Source organism: Streptomyces sp. NRRL S-495 (genome assembly GCF_000966955.1).
In the GTDB taxonomy this organism is placed as follows: Bacteria; Actinomycetota; Actinomycetes; order Streptomycetales; family Streptomycetaceae; genus Kitasatospora; species Kitasatospora purpeofusca.
Genome location: NZ_JZWY01000213.1, coordinates 1 through 15,099 on the forward strand (window position 1 = coordinate 1; position 15,099 = coordinate 15,099).

The following is a 15,099-nucleotide window of genomic DNA, read 5'->3' on the forward strand; positions in this document are numbered from 1 at the left end:
CCGCTGGCCTGGTTCTCGCTGCCGCTGGTGCTCACCTCGGGCACCCTGCTGATGGCCCGGGTCGACGTCTACCCGTACACCCGCTGGGCCTCGCCGATCGGCCAGGAGGTGCTCCGCGAGGTCCGCCCGCCGCGCCAGCACGGCCTCACCGACGACGACGAGCGCGAACTGCTCACCGCCGTCGCGATGAACGGCCCCGCCGTCCTCCCGGACGCCCGGCTGCGCGCCGCCCTGCGCCGCCACTGACACGCCGAAGGGCCCCGTCCGGTACGGACGGGGCCCTTTTCGGCCGGGCTCAGACCAGGCCGCTGAGCAGCTCGGCGACCGGCTTGCGGCGACCGGTGAAGAACGGCACCTCCTCGCGGACGTGCAGCCGGGCCCGGGACGGGCGCAGGTCGCGCATCAGGTCCACGATCCGGTGCAGCTCGTCCGCCTCGAAGGCGAGCAGCCACTCGTAGTCGCCCAGCGCGAACGAGGCGACCGTGTTGGCCCGCACGTCGGGGTAGCCGCGCGCCATCTGGCCGTGCTCGGCGAGCATCGCGCGCCGCTCGGCGTCCGGCAGCAGGTACCACTCGTAGGAGCGCACGAACGGGTACACGCAGACGTAGTCGCGCGGGCGCTCGTCGGCGAGGAACGCCGGGATGTGCGACTTGTTGAACTCCGCCGGGCGGTGCAGCGCCATGTTCGACCAGACCGGCTCCAGCTGCCGGCCCAGGCCGGTGCGGCGGAAGCGGTTGTACGCCTCCTGGAGGTCGTCCGAGTCGGCGGCGTGCCACCACACCAGGATGTCGGCGTCCGCGCGCAGACCGGACACGTCGTAGGTGCCGCGCACCGTGACGTCCTTGGCGTCCAGCTGGGCGAACAGCTCCTCGACCTCGGTGACCAGGCCGGTGCGGTCCTCGGGCAGCGCGCCCTTGAGCTTGAACACCGACCACATGGTGTAGCGGATGACCTGGTTCAGGTCCCGCGCCTTCAACTTGGCGGGCTGCTCGGCGGCCTGCTGCTCAGCGGTCTCAGTCATGCGCCCATTGTCCTCTCGGTGACGTTCGCCCCGGCCAGCGGGGTCAGTACTCGGTCGAGCGCGGCGACGGCCGCCCGGGCGCTCGCGACGCACGCCGGGATGCCCACGCCGTCGTACGCGGCCCCGCACAGGGCCAGCGCTCCCACCCGGTCCGCCGCCGCCCGGATCCGGGCCACCCGGTCCAGGTGGCCGACCGGGTACTGCGGCAGTCCGGCCCGCCACCGGGTGACGGCGGTGTCGTACGGACGGGCGGTCAGACCGATCGCCTCGCCCAGGTCGGCCAGCGAGCGGGCGACCAGTTCCTCGTCCGCCAGCTCCAACGGCTCCTCCTCGCGCAGCCGGCCCAGCGAGGTGCGCAGCACGAAGGTGTCCGGCGCGGACCGCTCCAGCCAGCCCCACTTGTTGGAGGAGAAGGTGGACGCCTTGATCCGGCGGCCGTCCACGGGCGGGACGAGGAAGCCGCTGCCGACCGGTGTGCGCGCCAGGTCGGCGCGGCGGAAGGCCAGGGTGACCAGCGCCATCCCGGCGTACTCCACGGTGTCCAGTTCGGCGGCCGCGGCGGGCGCGTCGGCGCGCAGCAGCCGGGCGGCGGCCGGCGCAGGCACGGCCAGCACGACGGCGTCCGCGGCGAGCACCTCGCCGTCGCCGGTGGTCACCCGCCAGCCGTCGGAGGTGCGGCGCAGCTCCGTCACCGCGGTCCGGGTGCGCAGCTCGACGCCGGCCCCGGCGCAGGCCGCGGCGACCGCCTCCGGCAGGGTGCCGAGACCGCCGCGCAGGCCCTGGAACACGGGGGTGCCGACGGTCGTCGGCCGGGTGGCCAGCCGGTGCACACCCTCGACCAGCGATCCGCCGCCGCTGGCGACCGGCAGCAGCGCGGGCACGGCGGCACGCAGCGAGATCTCGTCGCTGCGCCCGGCGTAGACACCGCCGAGCAGCGGTTCCACCAGCCGGTCCACGACCTCACGGCCGAGCCGGTCGGCGACGTAGCGGCCGATCGCGACATCGTCCGCGACCGCCTCCCCGACCACCTCGTGCCGGGCCCGCTCCAGCCCCTCGGGGCTCAGCACACCGGACTCCGCCAGCGCCGCGAGATCGCCGGGGACACCCATCACCTGTCCGCCGGGCAGCGGCCGCAGCGCGCCCCTGGTCCAGATCGCGGCCTTGGCGGTGGTCGGCGGCTCCAACTGCTCAGCGAGCCCGACGGCCCGCGCCAGCTCCGCCCCGAGGTCCACCCGGACCCCGCCGACCTCGCCGCCCCACAGCTTCCCGCCCAGCCGCTCCGACGCCTCCAACAGCGTCACCCGCGCCCGCGCCGGCTCCCCCGCACCCCCACCGACCACGGCGGCCGCGGTCAGCCCCGCGATCCCGCCGCCGATCACCACGACATGTGCTTGCGCCATGCCCCGCAGTCTCGCAGGCTTTACACCTTTGCCTCAATCCGCCCGCTTCCGCCGATTGCGGGCGGGCACGAGCCCGTCCAGGTCGATGTCGACGGGGAACGGCACCGGTCGCTCCAGCCGCTTGCGGAAGATCCCGGCCGCGACACAGGCGGACGTCGGGCGGTCCAGTTCGTGGACGTGGACCACCGGCAGGCCGTCCTCCTCCTCGACCACCCAGTAGTGCGGGATGCCGGCCTCGGCATACTTCCGCCGCTTGACCGTGCGGTCCCGGTGCGCCGACTCGGGGGACACGACCTCGACGACGAGCGTCACGTCGGCGGCGTCGAACCAGGTCCGGTCGGGGTCGTACTCGACCGCCGCGACCACCAGGTCCGGCTCGGGACGGTTCCGCCGGTCGAGCCTGATCGTCATCTCCCGCTCGGCCAGGAGGCCGTCCGGGACCAGTTCCTCCAGAACCGCCGTCAGCGCCGTAACAGCCCGGCTGTGCCACGAGCGCTGCGGGGACATCCTGAAGACCAGTGCGCCGTCGATCAGTTCGGCGTGCGGCGGCGCCTGTGGCAGGTGGTCGAGGTCCTCGGCGAACCAGCCCTCGACGCGGGGCGGGTGCAAGCGGTCCGGCAACTCACTCATGGGCCCGACCGTAGGGGCTCCGGAACGGCTGCGGGGCGGTCGGGCCCGCACAGTCCGCAGGTGTACCGACGGCTGGGCGCCTTGTCCTGGTCGCGGCCGAGACGTGATCGAGCTGCGACCTCCCGGGCGGGTCCGGAGCGGGGCGGGGGCCGTCCAACTGGTGTGGGTGCCCCGGGAGGGGGTGCCGGGAAGCATCGGACGGCGGGGAGGGCTCGATCGTGGGACGAGGACGAGGACGGCGGAGAGCGGGGGCGCTGGCGGCGGTGGCCGTGGCGGCGGTGCTGACGGCGGGGTGCGGGGCCGGCGGGGAGCGGAGAGCGGGGGACATGTCGGCGGTCGCCCCGGCGCAGGCCGCCGCCGGGGAGGCGGCCAAGGGTGAGGCCGCCGTCGGGGCGCCGGCCAAGGGGGACGCCGCCGTCGGGGCGCCGGGGGTGGCCTCGGTGGCGCCCAAGGCGCCGCCGGCCGGGCAGGCGAGTGCGGCGCCGGTGGTGGACGCGCGGCAGATCGCGTACTCGGCGCAGCTGACGGTGCGGGCGGCGCGGGTGGACCAGGCGCTGGCGAGGGCGCGCGAGCTGGCCCTCGCGGCGGGCGGCTACGTGGCGAGCGAGACGACGAGCGGCCGGGCCTCGGCGGGCGGGCCCAGCGGGCCGCTGAGGCCGGAGGACCGTCCCTCGCCCGGACCGCAGAGCGGGCAGATCACGGTGAAGGTGCCCTCGGCGGCGTTCCAGCAGACGCTGGACCAGCTGGCCGGGCTCGGCGAGGTGGTCTCCCGGCGCAGCCAGGCGGAGGACCTCACCCAGCAGGTCGCGGACGTCAACAGCCGGCTGCAGAGCCAGCAGACGAGCGTGGACCGGGTGCGTGCGCTGATGGCGCAGGCGAAGACGCTGGCCGAGATCGTCAGCATGGAGAGCGAGCTGAGCCGCCGGGAGGCGGACCTGGAGTCGCTGCAGAAGCAGGTGAAGGAGCTGTCGGCGCGGACCTCGCTGTCCACCGTCGCGCTGGACGTGCGGGAGCAGACGGAGCCCGTCCACGACGTGCCGGACGCGCCGAAGCAGGAGGACGGCTTCTGGGCCTCGGTCGGTTCGGCACTGGGCGGCGGCTGGCACGTGCTGGCCGTGATCGTGCGCGGGATCTTCGTGGCGCTAGCCGCCGTGCTGCCGTTCCTGCTGGTGGCCGCGCCGGTGGCGGCGGTGCTGTGGGTGCTGCGCCGGCGGCGGAAGCCGGTCCCGGTGGCGCCGGCGCAGGAGGACGAGGACCGCGCGGAGGAGGACGAGGAAGAGGAAGAAGAGGAACCCGCGCACTGATCGGGACCCGACGGTGGCGGCCCCTTCAGGAGGGGGCCGCCACCGGACGGCGGGTCAGCGGGCGCTGGCCTCGTGCACGAAGGCGACCAGGCGGCTGAGCGCGTCCGGGTCCATGCTGGGCATGACGCCGTGGCCGAGGTTGAAGATGTGGCCGCTGCTGCCGAGCGCCTGGGCGGCGTGCAGCACCTCGCGGGCCTTGGTCTCGACGGCCCTGGTGGGCGCGAACAGCACCGCCGGGTCGAGGTTGCCCTGGAGGCCCTTGCCGGGGCCGACCCGCTCGGCGGCGACGTTCAGCGGCACCCGCCAGTCGACACCGACCACGTCCGCGCCGGCCTGGCCCATGAGGCCCAGCAGCTCGCCGGTGCCGACGCCGAAGTGGATCCGCGGCACGCCGTACCCGGCCACCGCGTCGAACACCTTGGTGCTGGCCGGCATCACCGAGCGGCGGTAGTCGTCCGGCGCGAGCGCGCCGACCCAGGAGTCGAACAGCTGGATCGCGGAGGCGCCGGCCTCGATCTGCACCTTGAGGAAGGCGGCGGTGATCCCGGCCAGCCGGTCGAGCAGGGCGGCCCACAGGTCGGGCGCGCCGTACATCATGGCCTTGGTGTTCTCGTGGTTCTTGGACGGCCCGCCCTCGATCAGGTAGCTGGCGAGCGTGTAGGGGGCGCCGGCGAAGCCGATCAGCGGGGTCGGGCCGAGCTCGTCGACGAGCAGACCGACGGCCTCGGTGATGTAGGGGACGTCGTCCGGCTCCAGCGGGCGCAGCCGCTCCAGGTCGGCGAAGCTGCGGATCGGGTCGGCGATGACCGGGCCGATGCCGGGCTTGATGTCGACGTCGATGCCGATCGCCCGGAGCGGCACCACGATGTCGCTGAAGAAGATCGCCGCGTCCACCTTGTGCCGGCGCACCGGCTGGAGGGTGATCTCCTTGACCAGCTCGGGCCGCATGCAGGACTCCAGCATGGGGATGCCCTCACGGACCTTCAGGTACTCGGGCAGCGAGCGGCCCGCCTGGCGCATGAACCACACTGGGGTGTGCGGTACCGGCTCGTGCCGGCAGGCGCGCAGGAACGCCGAGTCGTACGCGGCGCCGCGGCGCGCGTCGGGCTGCTGACCGGGGGTGGCGCCGGTCGGGGGGACTGCCGTCGTCTCGCTCACGCTCCAAATCTTCGCACGCGGCCCGGACCCGCCCGTCCCGGCGGTCCCGTCGCTTCCTCCAGGATCCGAACAAGGATCCGATCGGGGCTGCGGAGGAGGATCCGGCCGGAGATCTGGCCGGATTGCCGCCCCGGCGCGCCGCGCGGGCAGAAGTTACGGCGATTACCCGGGTTTTCGACCTAGTCTTCGGGTCATGGCAGCGGTCGGAGGGCACCCCGCGCAGGGTGGCGGAGCAGGTGGCGGAGCAGGTCGGGAGGCGGCGCCGAGTGAGTTCCGGGCCGCCGTGGAGGCGTTCTCCGGTGCCCGGCTGCGCCCCGAGCTCGTCCTCTCCCCCGCTCCGGCCCCCCGCCGGCTGGCGCCGCACTCCTTCGCGCTGACCGCCACCGTCGAGGTCGACGGCGAGGAGCTGGCCGACGGCCGGCTGGTGCTGCTGCACGACCCGGCCGGGCAGGAAGCCTGGAACGGGGACTTCCGTGTGGTCACCATGACCCGGGCGGAGCTGGAGCCGGAGATGGCCGGCGACCCGATGCTCTCCGAGGTCGGCTGGGCCTGGCTGCTGGACGCGCTGCAGGCGCACGGCGCCGGGTACGCGGAGCCCTCGGGCACGGTGTCGCTCTGCGCCTCGCACTACTTCGGCGGGCTGGCTGAGCGCGCGTCGACCACCGAGATCGAGATCAGGGCGTCCTGGACACCGGCCGACGGCCGCTTCGAGCGGCATCTGGCGGCCTGGGGGGACCTGCTCTGCATCAGCGCGGGTCTGCCGCCCGCGGCCGCGGCGCCGCACGCGCCGGCCGACGTCACGTCACTCGGTGGAGTGGTCCCGATGCCCGCCAGGCGACGTCCGCGCTCGCACTGAGGAGTGGCGCCGCCGCGGCGTCATCACCGGACGCGATGCCACCCCCAGGGCTGACGGAGTGTGACTTCGGTGCGGCTCTCCGTCAACAATCCGGTCGAATCCGACTGCTTCGCGTCGAGTCTGATCGATTTTGTGCGATTTCCAGGCATGTCGTAATCAGTCACCTGCGCGATTTGTCCGTATTGTTACTCACTAGATCGTGATCTTTCGCTAAAGCCGGGCACGGATGCTGCCGAAGCAGACTGTGACCCTTTCCGAACGCGGAACACTCCGACCGCCCCCTCGGGGTTCCGTCCGCCACTCCCGCAGGAGGCCTGGTGTCGGTCCTTCTTGAGCACCCCGCAAACGTGGTCGCCTACCGCCCGACCAAGCCCACCGCCATGGTGGTCATCGCCGATCCCCGCGTCCGAAACACCGTCACCCGTCACCTCTGGGCGCTCGGCGTCCGGGACGTGATCGAGGTGTCCTCGATCGCCGAGGCCCGCCCCCGGGTCTCCACCCCGCGCGACATCTGTGTCGCCGACGTCCACCTCCCCGACGGCTCGGGGCTGACCATCCTCGCCGAGACCCGGGCCGCCGGCTGGCCCAATGGGCTGGCGCTCTCCGCGGCCGACGACATCGGCGCCGTCCGCAGCGCGCTGGCGGGCGGGGTCAAGGGTTACGTCGTGACCGGTACCCGCACCAATGTCGCCATGCCGGGCCGCCCGGGCCTGCCGCTCGGCGCCGCCGGGCTGGCCGGCCGGATGCGGCGCCCCGGGATGCCCGGCATGCCGGGTGCGGCCGGGGCTCCCGGCGGTGCGCCCGGTGCCCACGGCGCGCCGGGCGCCCAGCAGACCGCCTACCGCGAGCTGTCCGGCCGTGAGGTCGAGGTGCTGCGACTGGTGGCCGAGGGCCAGTCGAACAAGGCGATCGGCGTGGCGATGGGCCTCTCGGCGCTCACCGTGAAGAGCCACCTCGCCCGGATCGCCCGCAAGCTCGGCACCGGCGACCGCGCCGGCATGGTCGCGGTCGCGCTGCGCACCGGCATCATCCACTGAGCCCCGGCGCCGCTGCGGCGGCCCAGGAGGAACGTTTCCTCCCGGGTCGCCGCGCACCGCGGCAGGGAATGCCCTGCGGGGCCCGTCCGGAGAGCCTCGGACGGGCCCCTTCATCGGTCTGACCAGTCCGACAACACTCCCGGTCGCGGGGTCCGTCGTACCCTTGGTAGGTGACCGACGCCGTAGCAGCCATCCCAGAAGAAGCAGCCCCGGTCCCGCTCCTCGAACCGAAGGAGGGGATCCCTCCGGTCGTGGCGGACGAGCGGGCGCTGGCCGACACCGTCGCCGCCTTCGCCGCGGGATCCGGACCGGTCGCCGTCGACGCCGAGCGGGCCTCCGGCTACCGCTACGGCCAGCGGGCGTACCTCATCCAGCTTCGCCGCGCGGGCGCCGGGACCGCGCTGATCGACCCGATCGCCTGCCCCGACCTCAGCGGGCTGGGCGCGGCCCTCGCGGACACCGAATGGGTGGTGCACGCCGCCACCCAGGACCTGCCCTGCCTGGCCGAGGTCGGCATGAGACCCCAGCGACTGTTCGACACCGAGCTGGCCGGCCGGATCGCCGGCTTCGCCCGGGTCGGCCTCGGACCGATGACCGAGAGCGTGCTCGGGCTGAGCCTGGCCAAGGAGCACTCGGCGGTGGACTGGTCCACCCGTCCGCTGCCCGAGCCGTGGCTGCGCTACGCCGCTCTGGACGTCGAGGTGCTGGTCGAGCTGCGCGACGCACTCGAACAGGAGCTGGACGCCCAGGGCAAGCTCGACTGGGCCCTGGAGGAGTTCGCGGCGATCGCCGCCGCCCCCCGCCCGGCCCCGCGGACCGACCCGTGGCGCCGCACCTCGCAGCTGCACAAGGTCCGCCGGCGCCGCCAGCTGGCCGTGGTGCGCGAACTGTGGCTGGCCCGCGACCGGACGGCGCAGGAGCGGGACGTCTCGCCGGGCCGGGTGCTCTCGGACGCCGCGATCGTCAACGCCGCGCTGGCCATGCCGCTGAACATCGCCGCACTGCAGGGCGTCCAGGGCTTCGGGCCCCGGGTGCACCGGCGTCAGCTGGAGCAGTGGCTGGCCGCCGTCCAGCGCGGGCGGGAGGTGCCGGAGAACCAGCTGCCGCCGGCCGCCGCACCGCACGACGGCCCGCCGCCGCCGCGCGCCTGGGCCGAGAAGGACCCGGTGGCGGCCGCCCGGCTGAGCGGGGCCCGCGCCGCGGTCGCCGAGCTGGCCGAGCGGCACCACCTGCCGGCCGAGAACCTGATCACCCCGGACCTGGTCCGCCGGGTCTCCTGGGAGCCGCCGGCCGACGCCTCGGCCGCGAACGTGGCCGCCGCGCTGCGGCGGCTCGGGGCCCGGCAGTGGCAGGTGGGGGGGACCTGGTCGCCCCGACGCTGGCCGCCGCCTTCGCCGACGCGGCCAAGGCCGGGGCCGACGCCAAGGCCGACGCCAAGGCAAGTACGGCCGCCCAGCAGGGCTGAGCGGGAAGAAGCGGAGAAGGGGATGTCGCCCGGAGCGGGCGGCATCCCCTTCGTCGTACCCGGACGACGAAGGGAGGGCGCTCCCGCCACCCGGGGCCCGCGACCGGCGTGAGGGCGGCTCCCGCCGCCGCGGCGGGCGGGTGAATCAGGGAGTGGGCGACAACACATCCGGTGTTGCGGCTTCCGGGCCTGGGCAGGGTGGTTACCGGCGGGTAGCATGGCCGTGGGCGGCGCCGCCCGCGTCCATTCGTGCGACGGCTCGCGGCAGCCTGCCCACTGAACCGTTGGTCCCTGGGAGGAGAGCCCCCGTGCCTCGTACCGCGAGGGACGTCGTCTTCGTCGATGGCGTCCGCACCCCGTTCGGCAAGGCAGGCCCGAAGGGCATCTACCACGAGACCCGTGCCGACGACCTCGTCGTCAAGTGCATCCGGGAGCTCGTGCGTCGTAACCCGAACCTGCCCGTCGAGCGCATCGACGAGGTCGCGATCGCGGCCACCACGCAGATCGGCGACCAGGGTCTGACGATCGGCCGCACCGCAGCACTGCTGTCGGGCCTGCCGAAGTCCGTCCCCGGCTACGCGATCGACCGCATGTGCGCCGGCGCGCTGACCGCCGTGACCACCACCGCCGGCGGCATCGCCTTCGGCGCCTACGACGTGGTCGTGGCCGGTGGCGTCGAGCACATGGGCCGCCACCCGATGGGCGAGGGCGTCGACCCGAACCCGCGCTTCGTCTCCGAGAAGCTCGTCGACGAGTCCGCCCTGTTCATGGGGATGACCGCGGAGAACCTGCACGACCGGTTCCCGCACATCACCAAGGAGCGCTGCGACGCCTACGCCGTGCGCTCGCAGGAGAAGGCCGCCAAGGCGTACGCCAACGGCGACATCCAGCCCGACCTGGTGCCGATCTCGATCCGCAACACCAACCCCGAGGTCGGCGAGACCGGCTGGGGCCTGGCCACCGCGGACGAGCCGATGCGCCCGGGCACCACGATGGAGAGCCTGGCCGGTCTCAAGACCCCGTTCCGCCCGCACGGCAACATCACCGCGGGCAACTCAGCCGGTCTGAACGACGGCGCCACCGCCTCGCTGCTGGCCGCCGAGGACGTCGCCGAGGAGCTCGGCCTTCCGGTCCGGATGCGCCTGGTCTCCTACGCCTTCGTCGGCGTCGAGCCCGAGGTCATGGGCATCGGCCCGGTGCCGGCCACCGAGAAGGCGCTGGCCAAGGCCGGTCTGACCATCGAGGACATCGGCGCGTTCGAGGTCAACGAGGCCTTCGCCGTGCAGGTCCTGGCGTTCCTGGACCACTACGGCATCGCCGACGACGACGAGCGCGTCAACCCGTTCGGCGGTGCGATCGCGTTCGGCCACCCGCTGGCCTCCTCGGGCGTGCGCCTGATGAACCAGCTGGCCCGCCGCTTCGAGCAGCGCCCGGACGTCCGCTACGGCCTCACCACGATGTGCATCGGCTTCGGCATGGGCGCCACCATCGTCTGGGAGAACCCGCACTTCGAGGGTGGTAAGTGAGCATGAGCACCACGACTGAGCTGCTGACCCGCGGCGCCGAGCTCTTCCCCGGCGAGGTCGTCACGACCGCGCACGTCCGCCACCTGGACCTGCCGCTGCAGGCCGGCCGGCTGGCCCTGATCACCCTGGACAACGGCTTCGACCACACCAAGCCGACCACCTTCGGCCCGGGCTCGCTGCTCAAGCTGAGCGAGGCGCTGGACCAGGTCGAGGCGGAGGCCGCCGAGGGCACGATCGTCGGCGCCGCGATCACCGGCAAGCCGTTCATCTTCGCGGTCGGCGCCGACCTCAAGGGCGTCGAGCTGCTCCAGGAGCACGCGGACGCGCTCGCCATCGGCAAGGGCGGCCACGAGGTCTTCAAGCGGATCGCCGCGCTGCCCGTCCCGACCTTCGCCTTCTACAACGGCGCGGCCATGGGCGGCGGCGTCGAGGTCGGCCTGCACTGCGACTACCGCACGGTGTCGGCGGGCGTCCCGGCGTTCTCGCTGCCCGAGGTCTTCCTCGGCCTCGTCCCCGGCTGGGGCGGCTGCAGCATCCTGCCGAACCTGATCGGCCCGGCCAAGGCCGTCAAGGTGATCATCGAGAACTCGATGGCGCAGAACAAGCAGCTCAAGGGCAAGGACGTGTTCGAGCTGGGGATCGCCGACGCGATCTTCGAGCCGGCCGACTTCCTGGAGCAGTCGCTGCTCTGGGCGGCCAAGGTCCTCAAGGGCGACGTGGCCGTCGAGCGCGAGGCGATCGACCGCGGCAAGGCCTGGGACGACGCCGTCGCCTGGGGCCGGCTGGTCGCCGACGCCAAGGTGCACGGGGCGGCCCCGGCCGCGTACCGGGCGCTGGACATCATCGCCCAGGTCAAGGACCAGGACCTGCAGGCCGGCTTCGACGCCGAGGACGCGGCCCTGGCCGACCTCATCATGGGCGGCGAGCTGCGCAGCGGCATCTACGCCTTCAACCTGGTGCAGCGCCGGGCCAAGCGCCCGGTCGGCGCGCCGGACAAGTCGCTGGCCCGCCCGGTCTCCAAGGTCGGCGTCGTCGGCGCCGGTCTGATGGCCTCGCAGCTGGCGCTGCTGTTCGCGCGCCGGCTGGAGGTGCCGGTGGTCCTCACCGACATCGACCAGGAGCGCGTCGACAAGGGCGTCGGCTACGTCCACGCCGAGATCGACAAGCTGCTCGGCAAGGGCCGCATCGGCAAGGACAAGGCCAACCGCCTCAAGGGCCTGGTCTCCGGCTCGCTCGACAAGGCCGCCGCCTTCGGTGACGCGGACTTCGTGATCGAGGCCGTGTTCGAGGAGATGGGCGTCAAGCAGACCGTCTTCGCGGACCTGGAGAACGTGGTCTCGCCGACCTGTGTGCTGGCGACCAACACCTCCTCGCTCTCGGTCACCGAGATGGCCTCGAAGCTGAAGCACCCCGAGCGGGTCGTCGGCTTCCACTTCTTCAACCCGGTCGCGATCCTGCCGCTGCTGGAGATCGTCCGCGGCGAGAAGACCGACGACGTCTCGCTGGCCACCGCCTTCGGCGTCTCGAAGAAGCTGAAGAAGACCGCGGTGCTCTGCAAGGACGCCCCGGCGTTCGTGGTGAACCGGATCCTGACCCGCTTCATGGGCGAGATCCAGAGCATCATCGACGAGGGCACCCCGATCGCCACCGTCGAGAAGGGCGTCGAGCCGCTCGGCCTGCCGATGTCCCCGATCGTGCTGCTGGAGCTGGTCGGCCCGGCCATCGCCCTGCACGTCTCGGAGACCCTGCACGGCGCGTTCCCGGAGCGGTTCACCGTCTCCGAGAACCTCGGCCGGGTGGTCAAGGCCGGCAAGCGCGGCTTCTACACCTGGGTGGACGGCCAGCAGGTCCTCGACCCCGAGGTGCTGGAGCTGCTCACCTTCGGCGACACCGTGCTGACCGAGGAGCAGGTGCTGGGCCGCGCCCTGGAGGCCGTCGCCCAGGAGATCGGTCTGATGCTGGAGGAGGGTGTCGTCGCCGAGGCGCAGGACATCGACCTCTGCATGATCACCGGCGCCGGCTGGCCCTTCCACCTGGGCGGGATCACCCCGTACCTGGACCGTGAGGGCATCTCGGAGCGCGTGAACGGCAAGCGCTTCCTCGCCCCGGGCCTGGCCTCCGTGCCCGCCTGAGGATGACGCGGAGGGCCCCGGTGACCTTGATGGTCACCGGGGCCCTCTGTCGTCCGCCGCGGCCCGTACGGAGGCCGTTGCGGGCCTTCCGGCGGGTACCCCGGGTGGGGCGTCGTCAGCGCTTGAGGCGGTAGACGACGGTGTCGGCGAAGACGCCGACCATCTCGTAGTGGGTGTCCAGCAGGTTCTCGATCTTCGGGATCATGCCCGGCTGGTACGGCGCGAGGCCGGAGTCGTCGACGACCACCTCGGGCAGGCCCTTGGCGATCTCCTGGTCGAAGGTCTGCCAGGCGTTGGCCATCGAGAACTGCTCGCCGACGTTGGGGCTGCCGTCCTTGCCGCCGCTGTAGTTGGTCAGGAAGCCGGCCGTGAGGTACCGGGTGGCGGGCTTGCGGTCGGCGAGCCAGTACAGCTCCGGGTGCATGCCCCAGACCAGCACGGTGTCCTTGGGCGTGGTCTGCGCGGCGACGGCGGTGGCGACCTCGGTGGTGCGGTCCAGCCGCTCCCCCGGCCAGGCCAGCGCCAGGCCCCAGAAGACGGTGGCGGCGGCCGTGGTGTACACCAGCACCGGCTTCCAGCGGACCGCCGAGGTGGCGACCGCCCCGGTGCCCAGCAGCACCAGCGGGGGCATCAGCTGGAGGTAGTAGTGGCCGAAGAAGTGGAAGCCGACGCTGACCGCGACGACCGAGGAGAGCAGCCACATCCACAGGTCGGTGGTGGAGCCGTGCTCCTCGCCGGCGACCGGCAGCGGGCGGTGCCGGTACTTCAGCCACAGCCTCCGGCCGACCGGCAGCAGGAAGCCGAGCCCGGCGCCGATCAGGATCGCCGAGTTGCCGAGCGCCCGCCCGACCATCTGCAGCCAGGCGCCGCCGGAGGTGGCGTAGTCGCCGCTGCCGGTGACCACCCAGAACAGGAAGCCCTTGGGTTTGGTCAGGATCACCGCGACCAGCGCTATCGGCAGGGTGAAGCCGAAGCCGATCTTGAACAGGGCGGGGATCCAGCGGACGCCGCGCTGCCGGGCGTCCTGGAAGAGCATCCAGAGCACCGGCAGCAGCACCGCGCCGCCGGTCTGCTTGGTCAGCGAGCAGAGCGCCACCGCGATGCCGGCGGCCAGCCAGCGGCGGCGTTCGGCGTAGCGGAACGCGGCCACCATGGCGGGCAGCATGAAGACCTCGAAGGTCGCCGCCTGGGTGTCCTCCGGGGACAGCCCGATCGAGACCAGCAGGTAGAGCAGCCCGGCGCCGGCGCCGGCCCGGTTGCCCCAGCGGCCGCGGGCGATCGAGGCCAGCAGGATCGCGGTGACCAGGTGGGCTGCCACCGCGAGGGTGCGCAGCGGCCAGAGCGAGGCGGAGCCGAAGACCGTGAAGCAGGCCTGGTAGAGCCAGGGCAGCAGCGGGGGCTTGCGGTCCACCACGGTGTCGTAGAGCACGCCGCCGTCGGCCAGCATCCGGGCCTGGGTGGCCAGGAAGCCCTCGTCGGGGCTCCAGACCGGGCGGACGAAGGACGGCAGGTGGGTGAGCAGGGCGACCAGGGCCAGCAACGGCACCAGTCGCGACCAGTAGCCGGTCTTCACCCGCTCCCAGCCGTCGGCCGGGGGTACCCCCAAGGGCAGGCGCTCGGTGAGCGCGGTCAAGCGGGATCGGGTGGGGGTCGGCACGGATGACAACCTACCGGGCGGAATCGGCACGGGCAGCGCCGGTCCCGCCTTTGGTGCGATTATCGGCCTCACTGTTGCAGAGCTGTCGCAGAGCCGGACCGGAGGACCGCCGTCCGGGGCTCTCCCCCGGACGGCGGTACTCACGTGGCGGAGCGGTCAGGCCTCGACGGTGGCGACGTCCAGCCGGGAGACCAGGGCGGTCACCTGCCGGGCGATGTCCGGGGCGGTGAGGCCGATCTCGGCGAGGATCTCCGGGCGCGAGGCGTGGTCCAGGAACTCCTGCGGGATGCCGAAGTCACGCAGCGGCAGGTCCACGTCCGCGTCCCGCAGCGCCTGGGCGATCGCCGTGCCGACGCCGCCGACCCGGCCGTTGTCCTCGACCGTGACGACCACCCGGTGCTCGGCGGCCAGGCCGGGCAGCGCCGGGTCGACCGGCTTGACCCAGCGCGGGTCCACCACGGTGGAGCTGATGCCCTGGGCGGCCAGCAGGTCGGCCACCTCCAGGCACATCGGGGCGAGCGCGCCGACCGAGACGATCAGCACATCGGCCCGGTGGCCGTCCTCGGCCTCGCCGAGGGAGTCGGGCACGGCGGCGCGCAGGACGTCCATGCCGCCGACCGTGGCGACCGCCGGGACGGCCTCGCCGACCGAGCCCTTGGAGTAGCGGACCACCGTCGGGGCGTCCTTGACCTCGACGGCCTCGCGCAGCTGGGCGCGGACCTGGTCGGCGTCGCGCGGGGCGGCGAGCCGCAGGCCGGGGACGACCTGGAGGATCGACATGTCCCACATGCCGTTGTGCGAGGCGCCGTCGGTGCCGGTGACGCCGGAGCGGTCCAGCACGAAGGTGACGCCCAGCTTGTGCAGGGCGACGTCCATCAGCACCTGGTCGAAGGCGCGGTTGAGGAAGGTCGCG

11 protein-coding genes and 2 pseudogenes are annotated in these 15,099 nt (G+C 73.3%); 7 read left to right on the top strand and 6 right to left on the bottom strand.

Annotated elements, in window-relative coordinates; translation table 11 throughout:
- Positions 1 to 246 (top strand): annotated as a pseudogene (locus VR45_RS13225) (TIGR04222 domain-containing membrane protein); the annotation flags it as partial.
- 49 nt (positions 247 to 295) lie between these two features.
- On the opposite strand, the gene hemQ reads toward VR45_RS13225, so the two are convergent.
- The 3 genes from hemQ to VR45_RS13240 are packed head-to-tail and all read right to left on the bottom strand — an operon-like array spanning position 296 to position 3,051.
- Positions 296 to 1,021 (bottom strand): hydrogen peroxide-dependent heme synthase, encoded by a 726-nt coding sequence (hemQ, locus tag VR45_RS13230; RefSeq protein WP_045939920.1) that lies wholly within the window; start codon positions 1,019 to 1,021, stop codon positions 296 to 298.
- The gene (hemG, locus tag VR45_RS13235; protein ID WP_045939921.1) at positions 1,018 to 2,421 is read right to left on the bottom strand and encodes a protoporphyrinogen oxidase; all 1,404 of its coding nucleotides are present in this window, start codon (positions 2,419 to 2,421) and stop codon (positions 1,018 to 1,020) included. The genes hemQ and hemG overlap by 4 nt, the downstream gene beginning before the upstream one ends.
- Positions 2,422 to 2,454: 33 nt before the next feature.
- Positions 2,455 to 3,051: a Uma2 family endonuclease gene (locus VR45_RS13240; RefSeq protein ID WP_045939922.1), complete on the bottom strand. Its 597-nt coding sequence runs from the start codon at positions 3,049 to 3,051 to the stop codon at positions 2,455 to 2,457.
- 218 nt (positions 3,052 to 3,269) lie between these two features.
- On the opposite strand from VR45_RS13240, the gene VR45_RS13245 reads away from it, so the two are divergent.
- The gene (locus VR45_RS13245) at positions 3,270 to 4,355 is read left to right on the top strand and encodes a DUF4349 domain-containing protein (RefSeq protein ID WP_159394206.1); all 1,086 of its coding nucleotides are present in this window, start codon (positions 3,270 to 3,272) and stop codon (positions 4,353 to 4,355) included.
- Between the two features lie 54 nt (positions 4,356 to 4,409).
- Here VR45_RS13245 and hemE read toward each other — a convergent pair whose 3' ends face one another.
- Positions 4,410 to 5,423 carry a uroporphyrinogen decarboxylase gene (hemE, locus tag VR45_RS13250; RefSeq protein ID WP_234325962.1) on the bottom strand — a complete coding sequence of 338 codons (1,014 nt, stop codon included), beginning with the start codon at positions 5,421 to 5,423 and terminating at the stop codon, positions 4,410 to 4,412.
- A 283-nt stretch (positions 5,424 to 5,706) separates the two neighbouring features.
- On the opposite strand from hemE, the gene VR45_RS13255 reads away from it, so the two are divergent.
- From VR45_RS13255 to VR45_RS13275, 5 genes and pseudogenes are all read left to right on the top strand, one after another.
- Complete coding sequence (locus VR45_RS13255) at positions 5,707 to 6,369, top strand: DUF3000 domain-containing protein (protein ID WP_063772469.1); 663 nt, start codon at positions 5,707 to 5,709, stop codon at positions 6,367 to 6,369.
- Between the two features lie 317 nt (positions 6,370 to 6,686).
- Positions 6,687 to 7,406 carry a response regulator transcription factor gene (locus VR45_RS13260; RefSeq protein ID WP_045939925.1) on the top strand — a complete coding sequence of 240 codons (720 nt, stop codon included), beginning with the start codon at positions 6,687 to 6,689 and terminating at the stop codon, positions 7,404 to 7,406.
- Between the two features lie 170 nt (positions 7,407 to 7,576).
- Positions 7,577 to 8,871, top strand: a pseudogene (locus VR45_RS13265) (ribonuclease D).
- A 308-nt stretch (positions 8,872 to 9,179) separates the two neighbouring features.
- Positions 9,180 to 10,397 (top strand): acetyl-CoA C-acyltransferase, encoded by a 1,218-nt coding sequence (locus VR45_RS13270; RefSeq protein ID WP_045939926.1) that lies wholly within the window; start codon positions 9,180 to 9,182, stop codon positions 10,395 to 10,397.
- Positions 10,398 to 10,399: 2 nt separating this feature from the next.
- Positions 10,400 to 12,529 carry a 3-hydroxyacyl-CoA dehydrogenase NAD-binding domain-containing protein gene (locus VR45_RS13275; RefSeq protein WP_045939927.1) on the top strand — a complete coding sequence of 710 codons (2,130 nt, stop codon included), beginning with the start codon at positions 10,400 to 10,402 and terminating at the stop codon, positions 12,527 to 12,529.
- Between the two features lie 115 nt (positions 12,530 to 12,644).
- On the opposite strand, the gene VR45_RS13280 is transcribed toward VR45_RS13275, so the two are convergent.
- Both VR45_RS13280 and VR45_RS13285 read right to left on the bottom strand, forming a co-directional pair.
- Positions 12,645 to 14,162: a glycosyltransferase family 39 protein gene (locus tag VR45_RS13280; protein WP_231978539.1), complete on the bottom strand. Its 1,518-nt coding sequence runs from the start codon at positions 14,160 to 14,162 to the stop codon at positions 12,645 to 12,647.
- 180 nt (positions 14,163 to 14,342) lie between these two features.
- On the bottom strand, positions 14,343 to 15,099 hold a 757-nt coding region (locus VR45_RS13285), incomplete at its 5' end, for a transketolase C-terminal domain-containing protein (protein ID WP_045939928.1).